The organism is Rhodovulum tesquicola (assembly GCF_024128855.1).
Classification (GTDB): domain Bacteria; phylum Pseudomonadota; class Alphaproteobacteria; order Rhodobacterales; family Rhodobacteraceae; genus Rhodovulum; species Rhodovulum tesquicola.
The window spans coordinates 474108-487362 of sequence record NZ_JAMYDV010000001.1 but is presented as its reverse complement, the minus strand read 5'-3'; the positions used below and the strand labels follow the sequence as shown (position 1 = coordinate 487362).

Annotated in this window: 9 protein-coding genes; 5 read left to right on the top strand and 4 right to left on the bottom strand. The window is 69.6% G+C overall.

What is annotated here, in order from left to right:
- The first annotated feature begins 37 nt into the window (after positions 1 to 37).
- A complete protein-coding gene (polA, locus tag NHN26_RS02320) occupies positions 38 to 2833 on the top strand; it encodes a DNA polymerase I (RefSeq protein ID WP_253087900.1) in 2796 nt (931 codons plus the stop codon).
- A 36-nt stretch (positions 2834 to 2869) separates the two neighbouring features.
- Here polA and NHN26_RS02315 read toward each other — a convergent pair whose 3' ends face one another.
- Positions 2870 to 3472 carry a DUF1285 domain-containing protein gene (locus NHN26_RS02315; RefSeq protein WP_253087899.1) on the bottom strand — a complete coding sequence of 201 codons (603 nt, stop codon included), beginning with the start codon at positions 3470 to 3472 and terminating at the stop codon, positions 2870 to 2872.
- Between the two features lie 59 nt (positions 3473 to 3531).
- On the opposite strand from NHN26_RS02315, the gene NHN26_RS02310 reads away from it, so the two are divergent.
- From NHN26_RS02310 to NHN26_RS02295, 4 genes are read left to right on the top strand one after another with little or no spacing between them, the layout of a single operon-like run.
- On the top strand, positions 3532 to 4539 hold the full coding sequence (locus NHN26_RS02310) for an AAA family ATPase (RefSeq protein ID WP_253087898.1): 1008 nt from the start codon (positions 3532 to 3534) through the stop codon (positions 4537 to 4539).
- Complete coding sequence (locus NHN26_RS02305) at positions 4536 to 5411, top strand: DUF58 domain-containing protein (RefSeq protein WP_253087897.1); 876 nt, start codon at positions 4536 to 4538, stop codon at positions 5409 to 5411. Before NHN26_RS02310 ends, NHN26_RS02305 begins: the two co-directional genes overlap by 4 nt.
- Positions 5411 to 8167: a DUF4159 domain-containing protein gene (locus NHN26_RS02300; protein WP_253087896.1), complete on the top strand. Its 2757-nt coding sequence runs from the start codon at positions 5411 to 5413 to the stop codon at positions 8165 to 8167. Before NHN26_RS02305 ends, NHN26_RS02300 begins: the two co-directional genes overlap by 1 nt.
- Positions 8164 to 10215 (top strand): hypothetical protein, encoded by a 2052-nt coding sequence (locus NHN26_RS02295; protein WP_253087895.1) that lies wholly within the window; start codon positions 8164 to 8166, stop codon positions 10213 to 10215. The genes NHN26_RS02300 and NHN26_RS02295 overlap by 4 nt, the downstream gene beginning before the upstream one ends.
- Before the next feature lie 151 nt (positions 10216 to 10366).
- Here the strand turns inward: NHN26_RS02295 and NHN26_RS02290 are convergent, their stop codons facing one another.
- From NHN26_RS02290 to NHN26_RS02280, 3 genes are read right to left on the bottom strand one after another with little or no spacing between them, the layout of a single operon-like run.
- The gene (locus NHN26_RS02290) at positions 10367 to 11476 is read right to left on the bottom strand and encodes an ABC transporter ATP-binding protein (protein WP_253087894.1); all 1110 of its coding nucleotides are present in this window, start codon (positions 11474 to 11476) and stop codon (positions 10367 to 10369) included.
- The gene (locus NHN26_RS02285) at positions 11473 to 12276 is read right to left on the bottom strand and encodes an ABC transporter permease (RefSeq protein WP_253087893.1); all 804 of its coding nucleotides are present in this window, start codon (positions 12274 to 12276) and stop codon (positions 11473 to 11475) included. Before NHN26_RS02285 ends, NHN26_RS02290 begins: the two co-directional genes overlap by 4 nt.
- A complete protein-coding gene (locus NHN26_RS02280; protein ID WP_253087892.1) occupies positions 12273 to 13160 on the bottom strand; it encodes an ABC transporter permease in 888 nt (295 codons plus the stop codon). The genes NHN26_RS02285 and NHN26_RS02280 overlap by 4 nt, the downstream gene beginning before the upstream one ends.
- Between the last annotated feature and the right edge of the window lie 95 nt (positions 13161 to 13255).

Below are 13255 nucleotides of genomic sequence, written 5' to 3'. Positions count from 1 at the left end.
GGCAAGACCGGAGCGCACCGCCAAGGGGGACACGGACATGGGCACGACATTCGGCAAGGGCTGCCACCTGCACCTGATCGACGGCTCGGCCTTCATCTTCCGCGCCTTCCACGCGCTGCCCCCCTTGACGCGGAAATCCGACGGGCTGCCGATCGGCGCGGTCTCGGGCTTCTGCAACATGATCCACAAATACGTCCAGGACAACGCGGGGCCGGATGCGCCGACCCATGTGGCCGTGGTCTTCGACAAGGGCAGCCACACCTTCCGCAACGATCTTTACGACCTCTACAAGGCCAACCGGGACGAGATGCCCGCCGACCTGCGCCCGCAGATCCCGCTGACCCGCGAGGCGACGCGCGCCTTCAACATCGCCTGCCTGGAACAGGAGGGGTTCGAGGCCGACGACATCATCGCCACCCTGACCCGTAGGGCGGTCGAGGCCGGGGGGCGGGTGACGATCATCAGTTCCGACAAGGACCTGATGCAGCTTGTCGGCAATGGCGTCGAGATGCTGGACGCGATGAAGGGCAAGCGCATCGGCGTCGAGGAGGTCGAGGAGAAGTTCGGCGTCGGCCCGGACCGGGTCGTGGACGTGCAGGCGCTGGCGGGCGATTCGGTCGACAACATCCCCGGCGCGCCGGGTATCGGGATCAAGACCGCCGCGCTCCTGATCCAGGAATATGGCGATCTGGAAACGCTGCTGGACCGCGCCGAGGACATCCCCCAGCCCAAGCGCCGCCAGACGCTGATCGAGCATCGCGCGCAGATCGAACTGTCGAAACGGCTGGTGACGCTGGACGCCGCGATGCCGCTGGAGGTGACGCTGGACGATCTGGAGGTGCGCGCGCCCGATCCCGCCACCCTGATGGACTTCCTCACGCAGATGGAGTTCCGCACGCTGACCCGGCGCATCGCCGACGCGCTGGGGATGGAACCGCCCGCCGCCGAACCCGCCCCGGCCGCGGATGCCGCGGCCCCCGCACGGCTGCCCTTCACGCCCGAAACCTATGAATGCGTGCGCGACGCCGCGGCGCTGCGGGTCTGGATCGAGGCCGCGAATGCGCAGGGCTGGGTGGCCGTCGATACCGAGACCACCGGCCTGGACGAGATGCGCTGCGATCTGGTCGGCATCTCGCTGGCGGTCGCACCGGGGCGGGCCTGTTACATCCCGCTGGGCCACAAGACCGGCGGGGGCGACCTGTTCGGCGCGGATGCGCTGGCCGAGGGGCAGATGCCGCTTTCCGAGGCGCTGGCGCTGCTCAAGCCGCTGCTCGAAGACCCGGCCGTGATGAAGATCGGCCAGAACATGAAATACGACGCCAAGGTGCTGGCCCGCCATGGCATCGCGGTCGCACCCATCGACGACACGATGCTGATGTCCTACGCGATGAATGCCGGGCTGCACGGCCACGGGATGGACGCTCTGTCCGAACGCTATCTCGACCACAGCCCGATCCCGATCAAGTCGCTCCTGGGCACGGGGAAATCCCAGATCACCTTCGACCGCGTGCCGATCGACGAGGCGGTGAAATACGCCGCCGAGGATGCCGACATCACCCTGCGGCTGGCGCAGCTTTTCAAGCCGCAACTGCACCGGGCGCGCGTGACGACCGTCTACGAGACGCTGGAACGCCCGCTGGTCCCCGTGCTGGCCGAGATGGAGATGACCGGCATCAAGGTCGACCGCGACACCCTCAGCCGCATGTCCAACGCCTTCGCCCAGAAGATGGCGGGGCTGGAGGCCGAGATCCATGACCTGGCAGGCGAGAAATTCAATGTCGGCTCGCCCAAGCAGCTGGGCGAGATCCTGTTCGACAAGATGAGCCTTGCGGGCGGCAAGAAGGGCAAGACCGGCGCCTATGCCACCGGCGCCGACGTGCTGGAAGACCTTGCCGCCGAAGGCCACGACCTGCCCGCCCGCGTGCTGGACTGGCGCCAGATCGCCAAGCTGAAATCGACCTATACCGATGCGCTTCAGGACCATATCCACCCCGAAACGGGCCGGGTGCATACCTCCTACGTCATCACCGGCGCGGTGACGGGGCGGCTGGCCTCGACCGACCCGAACCTTCAGAACATCCCCGTCCGCTCCGAAGACGGCCGCCGCATCCGCGAGGCGTTCGTCGCCGATACGGGCAAGCTTCTGGTCAGCCTCGATTACAGCCAGATCGAGCTGCGCATCCTTGCCCATGTCGCCGGCATCGACGCGCTGAAACAGGCGTTTCGCGAGGGCCAGGACATCCACGCCATGACCGCCTCCGAAATGTTCGACGTGCCGCTCGACCAGATGACGCCCGAGATCCGGCGCCGCGCCAAGGCGATCAATTTCGGGGTGATCTACGGCATCTCGGGCTTCGGCCTTGCCCGCCAGTTGCGCATCCCGCGCAGCGAGGCGCAGGGCTTCATCGACCGCTATTTCGAGCGTTTCCCGGGCATCAAGGACTACATGAGCGAAACCGTCGCCTTCGCCAGGGCCAAGGGCCATGTCCAGACCCTGTTCGGGCGCAGGATCCACACCCCAGAAATCGGCGCCAAGGGGCCGCAGGCGGGCTTTGCCCAGCGCGCCGCGATCAACGCGCCGATCCAGGGCACGGCGGCCGACATCATCCGCCGCGCCATGATCCGGATGCCCGCCGCGCTGGACGGTCTGCCCGCGCGGATGCTGTTGCAGGTCCATGACGAACTGGTCTTCGAGGTGGACGAGAACGCCGCCGAGGACGTGATCGCCCGCGTGCGCGATGTGATGGAGGGGGCGGCGATGCCCGCGGTCAAGCTGGATGTGCCGCTGGTGGTCGATGCCGGGCAGGGGGCGAACTGGGCGGCGGCGCATTGACGGCGGGCCGGGCGCCGCGCAAGCCCCGGGCAGCGCTCAGGGCAGCTCGGCCGCAGGGATCACGGGGAAGAACGCCCCGCCCGAGCGCAGCCCGAACCAGTCCGCGCCCTCATGCGCTTCGGTCGTGCCGATCTCGACCAGCCGGTAAAAGCTCTTGCGGTCGATCCGCGCCTCCAGCCCGCTGCGGACATGAACATAGGGCGCGGGCTCGCCGGTCCCGGCATCGCGGGTGACGCGGATCGGATGATCCGGCCCGGCCGCAACCCGGTCGCCGACATTGGTGACAAAGGTCAGGACCTGGCCGGCACCCTCGCCCGTCCGCTCGAAATCGACGGCGACAAACGGGGCATCCTCGACCGTAATCCCCACCTTCTCGACCGGCGTGACCAGGAAGTACCGCGCGCCCTCGCGTTTCAGGATGGTCGAGAACAGCCGCACCAGCGGCGCCCGTCCGATCGGCGTGCCAAGGTAGAACCAGGTCCCGTCGCGCGCGATCCGCATGTCGATATCCCCGCAGAAGGGCGGGTTCCACATCTCGACCGGCGGCAGCTTCCCCTCGCGCGCCGCCGCGCTGGCCGTGGCGGCCAGCCTGTCGGCATCGGGTTTCACGATCATTTGTGGCGCTTCGGTTTTTGCCATTTGTGACGCGGGCGATATGTGACGATACTGGCCCATATAGCATCGCAGGGAGAGATGTCATGTCCGACGAGACCCAACTGGTGGCCGAGATCGAGGCGCTGGGCGTGCGGCTGGCCGAGGCCAAGACCAGCATCACCAAGCGGTTCATCGGCCAGGAACGGGTCGTGGACCTGACGCTTTCGGCGCTTCTGTGCGGCGGCCACGGGTTGCTGATCGGTCTGCCGGGGCTGGGCAAGACGCGGCTGGTGGACACGCTGTCCACGGTCATGGGCCTGCATGGCGCGCGCATCCAGTTCACCCCCGACCTGATGCCCGCCGACATCCTCGGCTCCGAGGTGCTGGAAACCGGCGAGGACGGCTCCCGCGCCTTCCGCTTCATCGAGGGGCCGATCTTCTGCCAGCTTCTGATGGCCGACGAGATCAACCGCGCCAGCCCCCGCACGCAATCCGCGCTGTTGCAGGCGATGCAGGAGAAATCGGTCACCATCGCGGGCGCCGCCCATCCGCTGAAACCGCCCTTCCACGTTCTGGCCACCCAGAACCCGATCGAGCAGGAGGGCACCTATCCGCTGCCCGAGGCGCAGCTTGACCGCTTCCTTGTCCAGATCGACGTGCCCTATCCCGACCGCAGGACCGAGCATGACATCCTGATCGCCACCACCGGCGTCGAGGAGGAAGCCGCGCATGAGGTGTTCAGCGCCGACCAGCTGATCGCCGCGCAGAAACTCGTCCGCCGGATGCCGGTGGGCGAAACGGTGGTCGAACTGATCCTCGATCTGGTGCGCGCCTGCCGTCCGGGCGAACCCGAGGCGCCGCAGATCGTGCGCGATGCCGTGGCCTGGGGGCCGGGTCCGCGGGCGGCGCAGGCGCTGATGCTGACGGTGCGCGCGCAGGCCCTGCTGGAGGGACGGCTGGTGCCCTCCGCCGATGACGTGCTCAAGATGGCCGCCCCGGTGCTGACCCATCGCATGGCGCTGAGCTTCGCGGCGCGGGCGCGCGGCGAAAGCCTGCCCGACGTGATCGAGGCCGTCGCGCGCCAGACCCTGCGGGTCGAGGCCGCGGCGTGAGCGATCCCGCCGCCCTCCGCGCCCGGGCCGAGGGGCTGGCGGCCGCGCTGCCGCCGCTTCTGGCCGATGCCGAGCATCTGGCGCAGGCGGTGCTGCTGGGCGAGCACGGGCGCAGGCGGGCAGGCACGGGCGACGAGTTCTGGCAATACCGCCCGGCCCATGCGGGCGACGAGGCGCGGATGATCGACTGGCGCCGCTCCGGGCGGTCGGATGCCCATTTCGTGCGCGAACGCGAATGGCAGGCGGCGCAAAGCGTGCTGCTCTGGGTGGACGGCTCGGCGTCGATGGGGTTTTCCGGGGCAAAGACCCGCCCCGCCAAGGCCGAGCGCGCCCGCGTCCTTGCGCTGGCCATTTCGGTCCTGCTGAACCGGGGCGGCGAGCGGGTGGGGCTTTCGGGCACCGGCCTGCCCGCGCGGCGCGGTCCGTTGCAACTCCTGCACATCGCCGAGGCACTCAGCGGCGATCCCGCCGCCGAGGATTACGGCGCCCCCGACGCGCGCGGCATGCCGCCCCATTCCCGCGCCGTGTTCCTGTCGGATTTCCTCGGCGACCCCGCCCCGGTCGAGCGCGCCCTGACCGAGGCCGCCGACAAGGGCGTGAAGGGCGCGATGTTGCAGATCCTCGACCCCGTGGAAGAGGCGTTCCCCTTCGACGGCCGCACGATCTTCGAAAGCATGGGCGGCAGCCTGCGCCATGAAACGCTCAAGGCGGGCGATCTGCGCGGCCGCTACCTGGACCGGCTGGCGATGCGCAAGGCGCGGCTGGCCGATCTGGCCCGCGCGACGGGCTGGCATTTCTCGACCCATCACACCGGCGAGTCGGCGCAGGGCTCGCTGCTCTGGCTCTTTCGCGCGCTAGAACGGGTGCATTGATGTGGACGCTGGGCGGCATCGGCTTCACCGCGCCCGTGCTCCTTTGGGCGCTGCTGGCGCTGCCCGCGCTGTGGTTTTTGCTGCGCGCCGTGCCGCCCGCGCCGATCCGGCGGCGGTTTCCCGGCGTCGCGCTGCTGCTCGGCCTGACCGATGACGAGACCCAGACCGACAAGACGCCCTGGTGGCTGTTGCTGCTGCGCATGCTGGCGGTGGCGGCGCTGATCCTGGGCTTCGCAGGCCCCGTCCTGAACCCGCAGGAGCGTCAGCCGGGACAGGGGCCGCTCCTGGTGTTCATCGACGGCACATGGGCCGATGCGCGCGACTGGCCGCGCCGGATCGACCGGGTCGCGGCGCTTCTGGACGAGGCCGGGCGCGACGGGCGGCCCGTGGCGGTGGTGCAGGCGACGGCCCTGCCCGAGGCGGGGCTTCCCCTCCAGTCGGCCGAGGCATGGGCCAGCCGTCTGGCCGGGCTGAAACCCGCGGCCTGGCTGCCCGATCCGGCGGCGCTGTCGGACTGGGCCGGGGCGCTGGAGGGCGGCTTCGACACGTTCTGGATGTCGGGCGGGCTGGACTACGAGGGGCGGCGCGACCTCATCGCGCGCTTCGAGGCGGCGGGAACCCTGCGCGTCTTCGAAAGCCCGCGCCCGGTTCTGGCGCTGCGCCCCGCGATCTTCGAGGATGGCGCGATAAGGCTGACCGCGCTGCGCGCCGGGCCGGGAGAGACCTCCGAGATCACGCTGGCCGCGACGGGGCGCGATCCGGCGGGCGTGGAACGGGTGCTGGCGCGGGTGCCTGCCGGTTTCGAACCGGGCGCCGCCGAGGTGACGGCGGACCTCGTCCTGCCGCCCGAATTGCGCAACCGGATCAGCCGCTTCGCCATCGAGGGCGTGCGCTCCGCCGGTGCGGTCAGCCTGACCGATGACAGCCTGAAACGGCGGCGCGTGGCGCTGATCGCCGGGCGCGACGACCGCGAGGGGCTGCAACTGCTCTCGCCGCTGTTCTACCTGCAAAAGGCGCTGGACCCGACCGCCGACCTGATCGACGGCGCGCTGGCCGACATCATCCTCGCCAGCCCCGATGTGATCGTGCTGGCCGATGTCGCGACCCTCTCCGCCGCCGAGGCCGAGGCGTTGCAGGACTGGGTCGAGCGCGGCGGGCTTCTGGTGCGCTTTGCCGGGCCCCGGCTGGCCGCCTCGTATATCAGCCGCGATGCCGAGGATCCGCTGATGCCGGTGCGGCTGCGCGCAGGCGGGCGGACCGTGGGCGGCGCGATGAGCTGGGGCGAGCCCAAGGCGCTGCGCCCCTTCGCCGAAACCTCGCCCTTCTTCGGGCTGACGATCCCCGGCGATGTGCAGGTCACCGCACAGGTCATGGCCCAGCCCGATCCGCAACTGGCCGAACGCGCGATCGCGGCGCTGGCCGACGGCACGCCGCTGGTCACGCGCAAGCGGCTGGAGGACGGGCAGGTGGTTCTGTTCCATGTCACCGCCAATGCGGAATGGTCCACACTGCCGCTTTCGGGCCTGTTCGTGCAGATGCTGGAACGTCTGGCGGTCTCGACCCGCCCCGCCCGGCCCGAGGCGGACGAGCTGCGCGGCACGACCTGGGTTGCCGAAACCGTTCTCGACGGCTTCGGCGAGGCGGGCGAGGCGGGCAATCTGCCCGGCATCCCCGGCGAACGACTGGCCGAGGCACGCCCCGCCCCCGACCTTCCGCCCGGGCTGTATGCCGGCGAGGATCGGTGGCTCGCGCTGAACGTGATCGGCCCCGACACCGCCCTGACCCCCACGACATGGCCCGCGCGCATCCCGGTCGAGGGGCTGGCCGTCGCGCGCGAAACCCTGCTCAAGGGCTGGGTTCTGACGGCCGCGCTGGCGATCCTGGCCGCCGACATCCTGGCGTCCCTGTGGCTGTCGGGGCGGCTGCGCGGGCAACGCTCGGGCGCGGCTGCGGTCCTCGTGCTGGCGCTGATGCTGCCCCGGGGCGCCGAGGCGCAGGTGGACGACCTGGCGCTTCGGGCCACGACCCAGGTGGTGCTGGCCCATGTGCTGACCGGCGATGCCCGGGTGGACGAGGTGGCGCGCGCCGGGCTCTGGGGGCTGTCGCAGAAGCTGATCCAGCGCACCTCGATCGAACCGGCGGACCCGATCGCGGTGAACCTCGAAACCGACGAGCTGTCGTTCTTTCCCTTCCTCTACTGGCCGGTGACGGCGGCCCAGCCGATCCCCTCGCCCGAAGCCTATGCCCGGCTGAACCGCTACCTGCGGACCGGCGGCATGATCCTGTTCGACACCCGCGACGCCGACGTCGCCCGCTTCGGCGGCGCCTCGCCCGAGGGGCGGCGGCTCCAGCAACTGGCGCGGCCGCTGGACGTGCCGCCGCTGGAACCCCTGCCCGCCGATCATGTGCTGACGCGCACCTTCTACCTGTTGCAGGATTTCCCCGGCCGCCACACCAGCCGCGAAGTCTGGGTCGAGGCCGCCCCCGCGGATGCCGAACAGGCCGAGGGGATGCCGTTCCGCGACCTCAATGACGGGGTGACGCCGGTGGTGATCGGCGGCAATGACTGGGCCGCGGCCTGGGCGGTGGATGCGCAGGGCGGCGCGATGTTCCCGGTGGGCCGCGGCTATGCGGGCGAACGGCAACGGGAAATCGCCTATCGCTTCGGCGTCAACCTGATCATGCATGTGCTGACCGGCAACTACAAATCCGACCAGGTCCATGTGCCCGCACTTCTGGACAGGCTGGGACAATGACGGGCAACGTGATCCTCGATCCGCTGATCCCCTGGCCGCTGGTCTGGATGCTGACGGCCCTGGCCGTCGCGATCACCGGCCTTGCCCTGTGGCGCGGGCTGGCGGGCTGGTGGCTGCGGGGCCTGGCCGCAGTGGCGATCCTGGCGGCGCTGGTCAATCCCGCGCTCCAGACCGAGGAACGCAACCCGCTGTCGGACATCGTGGTTCTGGTGGTCGATGACAGCGCCAGCCAGCGCCTTGCCGACCGCCCCGAACAGACCGCCGCCGCCATCGCCCGGATCGAGGCCGAGATCGCGGCGCTGGAGAATACCGAGCTGCGCATCCTCCGCATCGGCGATGGCGAGGGCAACGAGGGCACGCTTCTGATGACCGCGCTGGCCGCCGCGCTGGCCGAGGTGCCGCGCGCCCGGCTGGCGGGCGCGATCCTGCTGACCGACGGGCAGGTGCACGATCTGGACCGCGCGCCGCCCATGGCCGCGCCGCTGCACGCGCTGCTGACCGGGCAGCGCGACGACTGGGACAGGCGGCTGGTGGTGCGCAACGCCCCCGCCTTCGCGATCCTCGGCGAGGAGGTGACGCTGACGCTGCGGATCGAGGATCAGGGCGCGGTGCCCGCCACGCTCGGCCAGACGACACAGGTCCGGGTGGCCATCGACGGCGGCCCCGCGCAAAGCTACACGGTGCCGCTGAACCAGGATATCGCGGTGCCGCTGGTGCTCGACCATGCCGGGCGCAACGTGATCCAGTTCTCGGTGGCGCTCGAAGAGGGCGAACTGACCGACCGCAACAATGCCGCCGTGGTCCAGATCAACGGCGTGCGCGACCGGCTGCGCGTCCTGCTGGTCTCGGGCGAGCCGCATGCGGGCGAACGGACCTGGCGCAATCTGCTGAAATCGGACAGTTCCGTGGACCTCGTCCATTTCACGATCCTCAGACCGCCCGACAAGCATGACGGCGTGCCGGTGTCGGAACTCTCGCTGATCGCCTTTCCCACGCGCGAGCTGTTCCTCGACAAGATCGACGAGTTCGACCTCATCATCTTCGACCGCTACCGGCGGCGCGGCATCCTGCCCGGGCTCTATCTCGAGAATGTGCGCGACTATGTCGAAAAGGGCGGCGCGGTGCTGATCGCGGCCGGCCCCGAATTCGCCAGCGCGGATTCGCTCTACCGCTCGCCCCTGGCCCAGATCCTGCCCGCCGCGCCCACGGCGCGGGTCCTCGAAGAGGGCTTCCGCCCCGAGATCACCGAACTGGGCCAGCGCCACCCCGTGACCGAGGGGCTGGAGGCCGAGGCGGACGGCCCCTGGGGCCGCTGGTTCCGCCTGATCGAACTGGAGGCCGGAGGCGGCCAGGCGGTGATGTCCGGCCCCGGCGCGCGGCCGCTTCTGCTGCTCGACCGGGTGGGCGAGGGGCGCGTGGCGCTGATGGCCTCGGATCACGCCTGGCTGTGGAATCGCGGCTTCGAGGGCGGCGGGCCGCAGATGGAACTGCTGCGCCGGCTCGCGCACTGGATGATGAAGGAACCCGACCTCGAAGAGGAATCGCTGGGCGCCGCCGCCGAGGGCCAGACCATGACGATCACCCGCCGCTCGCTGTCCGAAGGCGCGCGCGGCGTCGAGATCACCCGCCCCGATGGCGAGACCGAGACGCTGGATCTGCAGGAAACCGCGCCGGGCCGGTTCCAGGCAACCTATCAGGGGCCCGAGATCGGGCTTTACCGGCTGACCGATGAGGACCTGGAAACGGTGATCGCGCTGGGCCCGGCGGCACCGCGCGAATTCGAGCAGACCATCGCCACCGGCACGCTGCTGGCCCCGGTGGTCGAGCCGACGCGGGGCGGCATCGTGGCGATGCAGGCCGGGCTGCCCGACATCCGCACCGTGCGCGAGGGGCGGCTGGCGGCGGGCCGGGGCTGGATCGGGATCACCCCGCGCGGCGCCTACCTGACCGCCGATCTGCGCATCACGCCGCTGGCCCCGGCCTGGGCGATGCTGCTGCTCGCCGCCGCTCTCAGCCTCGGCGCCTGGCTGCGCGAGGGGCGGCGCTGAGGGATCGGGTCCGGCCGGGGCGGGGCCGAAGGCGGGCTGCCGGTCCCGGCGCGCCGGGGCGGACATCGCGCCGGGAAGGGGGGCGCTGCCCCCCGTCCTTGCGGACTCCCCCCGGGATATTTCCGGCCAGAAGAAGGGCAGGTCGGGGGTTTCAGGCGAACAGCACCAGCGAGCGGGCATCCCAGGCAACACGGGCCTCGGTGCCGCGTTCCAGGACCGGGCGGCCGACGAGGTTCTTCATCGAGATCGTCATCGGCCGGTCCCCCCCGTCGAGGCGGACCTCGTAATAGGTCATGTCGCCGTAATAGGCGAGATCCTCGACGGTGCCGGTCGCCACGCGCCGGTCGGTGGTTTCCCCGGGGAACAGGATCGACATGGTCTCGGGGCGGATGCCCACGCTCTGGGTCTGGCCGGGATGCCAGCCGCCGGGCAACTGGTCGGGGCCGATCACCGCGCGCCCCAGCCCCGAGACATCGACCTCGATATGGGTCTCGTCGGTGACGGTGGCGCGGGCGGGCAGGAAGTTCATCACCCCGATGAACTCGCCCACCTGCCGCGTGACCGGGCGGCGATAGAGCATCTGCGGCGTGTCGAGCTGCGCGATCTGCCCCTCGAACATCACCGCGATGCGGTCGGACATGATCAGCGCCTCTTCCTGGTCATGGGTGACGAGGATGAAGGTGATGCCCACCTGCCGCTGCAACCGGCGCAGTTCGACCTGCATCTGGTCGCGCATCTTCTTGTCGAGCGCCGAAAGCGGCTCGTCGAGCAGCAGCACCTTGGGTTCCAGGATCAGCGCGCGCGCCAGCGCCACCCGCTGGCGTTGTCCGCCCGAAAGCGCATGCGCCGCCCGTCCGCCAAAGCCCGCAAGCCCCACCATGGCAAGCGCCTGCTCGACCTTCGCGGCGCGCTCGGCCCGGGACAGGCCCGATCGGCGCAGCCCGAAGCCCACATTCTCGGCGACGCTGAGATGGGGAAAGATCGCGTAGGACTGGAACACCATGTTGGTGGGCCGCCTGTTGGCAGGCACCCCGGCCATGTCCTGCCCGTCGATGAACAGCCGCCCTGCGGACAGGTCCTCGAACCCGGCGATGGTGCGCAGCAGCGTGGTCTTGCCGCAGCCCGAGGGGCCGAGCAGCGAGAAGAACTCGCCCTGCCGGATCTCGGCGCTGATGCCGCGCAGCGCGTGGTAGTCGCCGTAATATTTCTCCACCGCCTCCAGCGTGATGATCGGCCGGGCCTCGGTGCGCGTGTCTTTCACAGGAATCCTCCGGCGTCTTTCTGCCCGGTGCGCGCGGCGCCCCGGCGGCGGGCATATTCGGCAATCGCCAGCAACAGGACCGAGGCCAGCACGAGGATCGTGCCCAGCGCCATGATCACCGGCAGCCGCTGCGGAAAGCGCATCTGGCCCCAGAGATAGACGGGCAGCGTCGGTTCGGTCCCGGTCAGGAAGAAGGCGATGATGAACTCGTCCAGCGAGATGGTGAAGGCGATCAGCAGCGACGAGATGATCCCCGGCATCACCAGCGGCAGCGTGACAAGGCGAAAGCTGGACCATTTCGTCTCGCCCAGATCCACCGCCGCCTCTTCGAGCGAGCGGTCGAGCCCCTGGAAGGCCGAGTTCAGGATCGCGATGGCAAAGGGCGTCGCGATCAGCACATGGCCCAGGATCACCGTCCAGGCCCCGAGGCTCAGCCCCAGTTGCAGCAGCACCACCAGCAGCGACACCGCCACGATGATCTCGGGCAGCACCAGCGGCAGCATGATCAGCCCCATGATCCCCTTCTTGCCGGGAAAGGCGAAGCGCGTCGCGGCCCGCGCCGCCAGCACGCCCAGGCAGGTCGCCAGGATCGCCGAGATCACCGCGATCTTCAGGCTGTTCAGCACCGCCGCATGCAGCGCCGGGATCCCGGCAAGCTGGCGGAACCAGTCCCAGGTAAAGCCCCTCAGCGGAAAGGCGATCACCGTGCCGTCATTGAAGGCGAAGACCGGCAGCAGCGCGATCGGCGCATAGAGAAAGCAGAGGTAAAGGATCGCGTAGACGCGCAGCGGCCGTTTCATTGCCGGCCTCGCAGGTAACGGCGGTTGAGGAACACGAAGACCAGCGCCACGACCGTGACCATCGCCATGGTCAGCACGGCCAGCGCAGCCCCCATCGGCGCATTGTTCAGCCGCAGGAACTGGGTCTGGATCATGTTGGCGATCATCCGCCCGTCCGGTCCGCCCACCAGCACCGGCGTGACGTAATCCCCGATCGTCGGGATGAACACGATCAGCACCGCCGCCACCACGCCGGGCATCGCCAGCGGCAGCGTCACCCGCCAGAAGGTCGAAAGATAGCCCTCGCCCAGATCCTGGCTGGCCTCGTGCAGGCTTCGGTCGATCTTTTCCAGCGCCACGAAGATCGGCAGGATCGCGAAGGGCGCATAGGCATGGGCCAGCGTGATGACCACCGCATTCGCGTTGTAGAGGATGAAGGTCAGCGGCTCGTCGATGATGCCGAGGCCCAGCAGCGTGGTGTTGAACACCCCGTTATAGCCCAGGATCACCTTCCACAGGAACACGCGGATCAGGTAGGAGGTCCAGAACGGGATGGTGATCAGGAAGATCCACATCGCCTTGCGTTCCGGCGCGACATGGAACGAGACGTAATAGGCGATCGGAAACGCCGCCAGCACCGTCGCCGTCGTCACCGCCGCCGAGATCAACAGCGAGCGCAGCAGCAACTGGCGATAGAGCGGGTCGGACAGCGCCTCGCGATAGTTCTTCAGCGTCAGCGCGGTGTCGATGGTCAGGTAATCCTGCGACCAGAAGCTGAACAGCAGGATCGCCCCCAGCGGCGCGGCCAGCAGCAGCAGCGCATAGGCCAGCGGTGTCGCCACCAGCAGGTAGCCCTGTGCCGCCTCGCTCCGGCCGAAGCCCGGCCCCCTGTTCCCGTCGCTCATTCCGTTGCGTGCGCCTCCAGATTTGTGGCGATCATGGGAACGGACGCGCCGCTGTGCAAGCCCCGCGCAGGGGTCGGCGGGCGAAAAACCGGGCG

Bases quoted from the DNA above. Each gene is read 5' to 3' on its own strand.
- NHN26_RS02280 (WP_253087892.1), bottom strand. From the start codon at position 13,160: ATGAGCGACGGGAACAGGGGGCCGGGCTTCGGCCGGAGCGAGGCGGCA.
- polA (WP_253087900.1), top strand. From the start codon at position 38: ATGGGCACGACATTCGGCAAGGGCTGCCACCTGCACCTGATCGACGGC.
- NHN26_RS02310 (WP_253087898.1), top strand. From the start codon at position 3,532: ATGTCCGACGAGACCCAACTGGTGGCCGAGATCGAGGCGCTGGGCGTG.
- NHN26_RS02315 (WP_253087899.1), bottom strand. From the start codon at position 3,472: ATGGCAAAAACCGAAGCGCCACAAATGATCGTGAAACCCGATGCCGAC.
- NHN26_RS02300 (WP_253087896.1), top strand. From the start codon at position 5,411: ATGTGGACGCTGGGCGGCATCGGCTTCACCGCGCCCGTGCTCCTTTGG.
- NHN26_RS02295 (WP_253087895.1), top strand. From the start codon at position 8,164: ATGACGGGCAACGTGATCCTCGATCCGCTGATCCCCTGGCCGCTGGTC.
- NHN26_RS02285 (WP_253087893.1), bottom strand. From the start codon at position 12,276: ATGAAACGGCCGCTGCGCGTCTACGCGATCCTTTACCTCTGCTTTCTC.